We start from the raw sequence: 6,190 nt of genomic DNA, 5'->3' as shown, positions 1-6,190 counted from the left end.
AAAAACGGCTCGAGCCGCGCCATCTGCGCGTCAGCCAGCCAGAATAGATTGCTCATCAGAAGGGTCTCCTGGCCCCCTCTGAATCACCGAACAGCATCACAATCAATGGGTCCTGATCCTAGCTTAAATATCCCCGAAAACTGCCCAAGGAACGCGGAGTAGCTCACCGGGCGGCTCCGACCCTCACGCAACCGGCGACTGGCGGTTGGATTGGACGTTGGCAGATCCGGTAATGGCGGTGACAGAAAGGCAAAGCCTCCGCCCGGTGGGATTTCGGGCGGAGGCCTACGCGTCGGAATTTTGGAATCAACGGGACGCGGATCAGGGACGGGGACAAGGGACGCCTCCCAACCCCTCCCTGACACATGCATCTCATGCAGTCTTTACAAGGGAACTGGACGAGATGACGCTTGATAGCATCGCCGCGTCATGCTGCCCCCTGGACAAACTGTCCAACCCCTGACGCCATCAGAGGCGATAACGCCGGAGGGGTTGGACAGTTTGTCCAATCCACGATGCAGCATTTACGGGTGATCTGTGGGGTGAGTGTACCCACCCGGAGCCCCATCATGGAAGCCTTTTTCGACTGGCTGGAGCGACGACCGCATCGCTGGCATGTAGCGAATGTCATTCTGATAACCCTTGTCCTTGCGCTGATCGCCAGCCCGTCCCTCATGGCTTTCGTCGGGGCGCTGGCGCTTGCAGTGCTCGCGCTGTTCGGAGCGGTGGCGGCGCGGCGCGCCATGAGGCGTGTCAGGCCGCCAGCCCATGCCTTCGATCTGATGCTGCTGTGGCTCCCCGGCGCTTTCGCTTTTGCACTGGCGGTCGGCGGGCTTTTGCTGGCCGTGCGCGGCGGAATGCCCTGGCTCGGCCTTGCGATCTTTGCGCTTCACGCGGCGTTTCTGGTGCGTCTGGCCTCTGACCAGATGGAGGGCCGCACCGTTCTGACCACCGAAACCGAGGCCGTCTGATGGATTTCCCGATCTTCCACCTTGATGCGCTTGGCAATCGCGGCCTTATCGCCGTCATTGCTGTGCTGCATGTGCTGATCAACCATGGGCTGGCCGTCGGCATGATGCCTCTGGTCGCCGCGATGGAGTGGTATGGCCACAAGAAGCAGGATCCCCGCTGGGACCGGCTGGCCTACAGGATCCTGTTCTTTGCCTTCCTGATCACCACCACTGTGGGCGCCCTGACCGGCGTCGGCATCTGGTTTTCGGTCTCGCTGGTGAACCCCTATTCGATCGGTTCGCTGATCCGGGTGTTCTTGTGGGGCTGGTTCATCGAATGGCTGGTCTTCATCACCGAGGTCGTGCTGATCCTGTGTTACTTCCTGACCTGGAAGAAAAAGGCCTGGGGTGGCGCGGGTGACGGGATCGGCAAGACCCGCCATATCCGTCTGGGTTTCGCGCTTGGCTTCTTCAGCTGGGTGACGATGGCGATCATCGTCTCGATCCTTGGCTTCATGATGGATCCGGGCAACTGGCTGAGCAATCACACGTTGTGGGAAGGGTTCACGAACCCGGTCTATCTGCCGCAGCTTGCCTTCCGCACCCCGCTTGCGCTGGCCATGGCCGGGATCATCGCCATGACCCTGACCCTGTTCTTCACGCGGCGGGATGATCCGTTCCGCTATCAGGCGTTGCGCTCTGTCAGCCTGTTCACGCTGATGGCCGCGCCTTTCGTGCTGCTCGGCGGCTGGTGGTATTATTCGGTCGTGCCGGAAACCATGGTGCAGAACCTTGCCGTCTCGATGCTGACACTGGAATTCGTCGACTGGCATCAGACTCTGATCTGGGGCATGGCCGGGGTGACGCTGATGATTGCCCTGGTGGCACAACTCGGTGTGTGGAAACCGGCCTGGGTGCCGCGCCCGGTTCTGCTGCTCACACTTCTGGGGATCATCTGGATCACCGGCCATTTCGAGCGGGTGCGCGAATTTGTCCGCAAGCCCTATGTCATCGGTGAATACATGTATGCCAACGGGCTTCGGGTCGAGGATTACCCGCTTTACGCCCGGGATGGCGTGCTGGCCTGGGCGACCTATTCGACGCCGCTGACCGAAGCCGAGAAGGGCGCGATTCCGGCAGGTCTGGATCTCGGGCGCGTGCAGGACGGCAAGGATGTCTTCATGATCACCTGCTCGCGCTGCCACACCGGCACCGGGGTCAATGCCGTGCGCAACCACTTCGCCCGCATGTTCGGGGATCAGCCCTGGAGCCCCGATCTGACGATGGGATACATGGAGTTCATGCATGAGGCCCAGCCCTTCATGCCGCCTTTCCCGGGTAATCAGCGCGAACTCGAAGTGCTGGCCGAGTATCTTTCCACCTTCCAGACCAATCCCGCCGCGATTGCGGGCGCGCAGGTCGCGGGCGTGAAGCTGCGCCAACCTGATGCGGGCACCCAGACCGCGAGCGCGGAGGAGCACCAATGAATCCCCAAACCCCCGTACCTGTTGATTTGCCGCTGCCGCTGCCAGCTCCGGTTCCGGTCCTGGTGGCTGTGCTCCTGATCTTTTTCCTGATGCATATCGTGTTCATCAACATGATGATCGGCGGGGCCTTCCTGACACTCTGGTATGAGATCAAGGGGCGCACGAGCAGGAAATGGGATAACCTTGCCCATGATCTTGCCGCCTCGATCACGGTTAACAAATCGATTGCGGTGGTTCTGGGCGTCGGGCCGCTTCTGGCGATCAACACGCTGTACACGACGTATTTCTATTCGGCGAACGCGCTGACCGGGGATTTCTGGATTTCTGTCATTCCGCTGGTCGCGGGGGCGTTCCTGTTGACCTATCTGCACAAATACCTTTGGCACAAACTGCCCTGGGGGCTGCATGTGGGCGTGATGGCGCTGGTCGTCGCTATCTTCGCCTTCATTCCGCTGATCTTCCTGACCCAGATCACGCTGATGTTGCAACCCGAGCGCTGGACAGAGGTGCGCGGCTTCTGGGATGCCTTGCAACTGCCGAACCTATGGGTCCGGTATGCGCACTTCATCCTGTCCTGCCCGGCGATGATCGGCTTCATGATGGTCTGGGCTTACCGGCGCAAACCCGAGGAAGACATCGCCGAAATCGGCATCCCCCGGGCAGAGCTGATCCGCACCGGCTGGCGTTGGGCCTTCTGGCCATCGGTTCTGCAATTCATTGTCGGGCCGCTGGCATGGCTCACGCTGCCCGAGGTCCCCGGTCCGACCCAGGGCGTCGATGCGGTCTTTGCGCTGTCGGCGGTGGCTGCCGCAATCGCCTGCGCGCTGATCTGGTTGGACATGAAAGCACCCGATGCAAAGGTGGGGCGCGGTTTCTGGCCTGCAGCCGGGGCCATGCTGCTGGTCATCGCGATGATGGTTGCTGGCCGTCACATGTATCGCGAAGCCGCGGTTGGTGAGCACCGCCTTGCCGTTGCAGAGAAGACGGCTGATTTTGTCGCGGCGTCGAAGGCCGCGAGAGATGCAGCCGCCAGTGCTGCGGAGGCCGTGGAATGATCCCCGCCTCGCCCGACGGCAGTGCATCGGGCGGGGGAGGGGCCAGATCCGTTTGGCACCGCTTCCGCGCCCTGATGCGACAATATCTCTGGTTGTGGATTGCATATCAGACCGTCAAGGGAAGCCTGACACTCTGTCTCATATGGCTTCCCATATGGTGGGCTTACCAGGGGTAAGGATGATGACGTTTCCTCGTGGTGGGATCGGGGCGATATCGGCCGAGGCCGCGCGGCGCAATCTGGCCGTTCTTATCCGGCTGCGCTGGCTGGCGATCCTCGGTCAGATCGCCGCAATCACCATCACCCATTACGGGCTTGGCGTCGATTTGCCGCGCCGCGAGATGGCGCCGGTCATCGCCTTTCTGGTGTTCCTGAACCTGTTCGCCTCGTGGCGCCTGCGCAACCGCAAGCCGGTCAGTGATCTGACTGTGACGGCCGAGTTGTTGATCGATGTGATCGCGCTGACCATGCTTCTTTTCCTCAGCGGCGGCGCATCGAACCCATTCGTCACATTGTTCATCCTGCAGGTCATCCTCGGGATCGTGCTTTTGCCTGCCCGGCAGGCATTGCTGATCCTTGTGGCTGCGATTGCCGCGCATTACTGGCTATTGGGCAACGGCAGACCCATGATCCTGCCATCGGCGGATCATTCGGGTCACGGCAGCCATGCCGCGGGTCCCAGCTTTTTTGACCTGCATCTGCAGGGCATGTTCCTCTCCTTCGCACTGGCTGCCTGTCTGCTTGCCTGGTTCGTGCTGCGCATCACCGAAAACCTTCGGCAAAGGGACGCGCAGATCGTCGATCTGCGGCGCCAGATGTTGGAGGAGGATCATCTGGTCAGAATGGGGCTTCTGGCCAGCGGCGCGGCGCATGAGCTTGGCACCCCGATGACCACGCTGGCCGTTACCCTGGGTGACTGGCGTGATCTGGGTGTCCCGGAAGGACCGGATCGCGAGGCCGACTTGCGCCGTATGCTGGTGGAACTATCGCGCTGTCGCCGTATTCTGTCAGAGATGCTGCAAAATTCGGGGCAGGAGCGCGCCGAGGAAATGCGTCCGGTTGCGCTCGACAGTTTTGTCCTCGGCATTGCCGAGGGGTGGCGAGCGGAAGGCGGCATTCTGGACATCCGGCATGACTCCGACGCCTGCAATATTCAGATTGCTGCGGACCCAATGCTGGCGCAGGCGTTGCGCCAGTTGTTCGACAATGCGCAGGAGGCAGGGGCTTGCCGAATGGAGGTCAGGCTTTCGGCAGCGCCGGAAGGGGGCGCTGAGATTTGTCTGACCGATGACGGGCCGGGCTTCCCCGAGGTGGTGCTGGATCGAGAGACCAAACCGGATTCCGCGCCGGTGCGGGCTGGGGGAAGGGGGCTTGGCCTGTTTCTTGCGGTCAATGCCATGCGCAGGCTGTCGGGGACACTCGCGATCAGCAATTCTTCCGAAGGAGGTGCCCGTGTTGTGTTGACCATGCCCAGTCTGACAGTGGGGACGGCGTCATGAGCGCACCACGCCTTTTGATTGTTGAAGATGATTCAGGTCTTGCGGAAACTCTGGCAGCTTCTTTCGCGCGTCGGGGTTATGACTGTGACATTGCGTTCAGCACGGAATCTGCCCTGACCAAAGTCACCAGTAATCCCCCCGATTTTGCCATTGTCGATCTGAAACTGCCCGGGCGCAGCGGTCTTGATTGTGTGCAGCAGATTGCGGCGCTCGTACCACAGCCTCGCATCGTTGTGCTGACCGGCTTTGCCTCTATCGCGACTGCGGTAGAGGCGATCAAGCTGGGGGCTATCTACTATCTGGCCAAGCCCGCAACCGCATCCGAGATCGAGGCGGCCTTTGCGCGCCGGGAGGGAGCCGTCGATGTGCCCCTGACGGCGCGCCGGGCGAATTTGCGCACGAATGAATGGGAACTGATCCACGAAACTCTGCGCGAGGCGGATTTCAACATCTCCGAGGCCGCCCGCCGGCTTGGCATGCATCGCCGGACGCTGGCCCGGAAACTTGCGAAGCAACAGGTTCGTTAGGGCGCATCCCGGGGTGGATGCGGCAAATCTGCCCTATCCACCTTTGCATTTGTCCTTCCTGGCGACGGCCCCTATCCTGAGGAGGTCCTTGCGAAGACCGTCTGGATTGATCTATGAGCGTCATAATACATAATATGAATTTATCCTGAATGACGCGCAGAGACAATGGCTGATCTCATAGATCAAATCGAAGATGCGCGCCAAGCCGGCCGGATGAGTCAGTCCGAGATCGCCCTGGAACTTGGAATATCCCAAGGCCAGTATAGCAAGTTGATCCAAAGAAAGGTGCCACTGACCAAGAAACTTGGCGCGCGCATCCAGCAGACGCTTGAGGGCCGCCTCGCCTCCTCAGTAGATCTGGACCAGCAGATTCTTTCAAAATGCATAGAATTAATGCATTTGTTTAAGAGAAAATACGGCCATGAGAGCTTCGAGTTGGCGGTTTCGGAGGTTGCCGCCACGCTGACAAGTCACTCGAACGATCAATCAAACCTGTGATAGTTTGCGCAACCCTCAGAATATGAAGCACAACAGCCACGTCACTGTGCAGGCACGACGCATCCCGTAGCTGATTTCGATGCCCGATCCACACCCAGTCTTTCGGGTCTTCGTGAAGAGCCGGGAAATCGGGAGTTGGCTTCATTTCCCGTTCTTCCCGTTGCCTCGCCAGTTG

At 60.4% G+C, this 6,190-nt stretch carries 6 protein-coding genes; all 6 read left to right on the top strand.

Annotation, left to right across the window (positions count from 1 at the left end; genetic code table 11):
* Positions 1-569 precede the first annotated feature (569 nt).
* The 6 genes from GBJ34_RS15785 (at position 570) to GBJ34_RS15760 (ending at position 6,015) form a co-directional block, all read left to right on the top strand.
* On the top strand, positions 570-971 hold the full coding sequence (locus GBJ34_RS15785) for a hypothetical protein (RefSeq protein WP_151720165.1): 402 nt from the start codon (positions 570-572) through the stop codon (positions 969-971).
* The gene (locus tag GBJ34_RS15780) at positions 971-2,437 is read left to right on the top strand and encodes a cytochrome c (RefSeq protein WP_151720164.1); all 1,467 of its coding nucleotides are present in this window, start codon (positions 971-973) and stop codon (positions 2,435-2,437) included. Before GBJ34_RS15785 ends, GBJ34_RS15780 begins: the two co-directional genes overlap by 1 nt.
* Positions 2,434-3,492 (top strand): cytochrome C, encoded by a 1,059-nt coding sequence (locus tag GBJ34_RS15775; protein ID WP_151720163.1) that lies wholly within the window; start codon positions 2,434-2,436, stop codon positions 3,490-3,492. Before GBJ34_RS15780 ends, GBJ34_RS15775 begins: the two co-directional genes overlap by 4 nt.
* A gap of 178 nt (positions 3,493-3,670) precedes the next feature.
* Positions 3,671-4,990 (top strand): ATP-binding protein, encoded by a 1,320-nt coding sequence (locus tag GBJ34_RS15770; RefSeq protein WP_192931252.1) that lies wholly within the window; start codon positions 3,671-3,673, stop codon positions 4,988-4,990.
* Positions 4,987-5,517 carry a response regulator transcription factor gene (locus GBJ34_RS15765; protein WP_151720161.1) on the top strand — a complete coding sequence of 177 codons (531 nt, stop codon included), beginning with the start codon at positions 4,987-4,989 and terminating at the stop codon, positions 5,515-5,517. The genes GBJ34_RS15770 and GBJ34_RS15765 overlap by 4 nt, the downstream gene beginning before the upstream one ends.
* A gap of 165 nt (positions 5,518-5,682) precedes the next feature.
* Positions 5,683-6,015 (top strand): helix-turn-helix domain-containing protein, encoded by a 333-nt coding sequence (locus tag GBJ34_RS15760; RefSeq protein WP_151720160.1) that lies wholly within the window; start codon positions 5,683-5,685, stop codon positions 6,013-6,015.
* The last annotated feature ends 175 nt before the right edge of the window (positions 6,016-6,190 follow it).

Source organism: Gemmobacter serpentinus (assembly GCF_008973825.1).
Lineage (GTDB): Bacteria > Pseudomonadota > Alphaproteobacteria > Rhodobacterales > Rhodobacteraceae > Gemmobacter > Gemmobacter serpentinus.
This window is presented reverse-complemented; position numbering and strand designations above follow the sequence as displayed.

What these genes read in the sequence shown, in the direction of transcription:
- GBJ34_RS15785 (WP_151720165.1), top strand. Translation starts at nt 570, where the DNA reads ATGGAAGCCTTTTTCGACTGGCTGGAGCGACGACCGCATCGCTGGCAT.
- GBJ34_RS15780 (WP_151720164.1), top strand. Translation starts at nt 971, where the DNA reads ATGGATTTCCCGATCTTCCACCTTGATGCGCTTGGCAATCGCGGCCTT.
- GBJ34_RS15775 (WP_151720163.1), top strand. Translation starts at nt 2,434, where the DNA reads ATGAATCCCCAAACCCCCGTACCTGTTGATTTGCCGCTGCCGCTGCCA.
- GBJ34_RS15770 (WP_192931252.1), top strand. Translation starts at nt 3,671, where the DNA reads ATGATGACGTTTCCTCGTGGTGGGATCGGGGCGATATCGGCCGAGGCC.
- GBJ34_RS15765 (WP_151720161.1), top strand. Translation starts at nt 4,987, where the DNA reads ATGAGCGCACCACGCCTTTTGATTGTTGAAGATGATTCAGGTCTTGCG.
- GBJ34_RS15760 (WP_151720160.1), top strand. Translation starts at nt 5,683, where the DNA reads ATGGCTGATCTCATAGATCAAATCGAAGATGCGCGCCAAGCCGGCCGG.